2 protein-coding genes are annotated in these 446 nt (G+C 66.6%); both read right to left on the reverse strand.

Features of this window, described 5'->3' with window-relative positions; genetic code table 11:
- Nucleotides 1-205: ATP-binding protein (locus tag JWG43_RS18355; RefSeq protein WP_205244370.1), on the reverse strand; the 205-nt coding region annotated here is incomplete at its 3' end.
- Nucleotides 206-211: 6 nt separating this feature from the next.
- The coding region (locus JWG43_RS18360; protein ID WP_205244371.1) for an HAD family hydrolase at nt 212-446 on the reverse strand (235 nt) is incomplete at its 5' end.

Consider the following 446-nt stretch of genomic DNA (forward strand, 5'->3'; position numbering starts at 1 on the left):
CGTCAAAGGCTTCGGCCTCGCGCATGACGATGCGCAGGGCGCCGCGGGGGCAGTTCAGGCAGGCACCCAGGCCGTCGCAGTAGCTGTCGCGGATCAGGCGGGCCTTGCCGTCCACCACGGCCAGGGCCCCTTCGGCGCAGTCCAGCACGCACTGGCCGCAGCCGTCACATTTTTCTTCGTCGATCTCGATGATGGGACGTTCCATAACACCTCAGGCTTTCAAAAGGATATCTACAAGTTCTTCGGCATCGGCGGCCACCATGTCCGCTCCGGCGGCCTGTACCTCGGCCGCGCCGCGGAAGCCCCAGGCCACGCCTACGGCCGTCATGCCCGCATTGCGTGCCGTCATCATGTCCACGTCGCTGTCGCCCACATAGGCGCAGTCCTGCGGGGCCACGCCCATGGAGGCAGCCATCTGCAGAAGGACCGTGGGGTCGGGCTTGAGG

The organism is Desulfobulbus alkaliphilus (assembly GCF_016918545.1).
Classification (GTDB): Bacteria; Desulfobacterota; Desulfobulbia; order Desulfobulbales; family Desulfobulbaceae; genus Desulfobulbus; species Desulfobulbus alkaliphilus.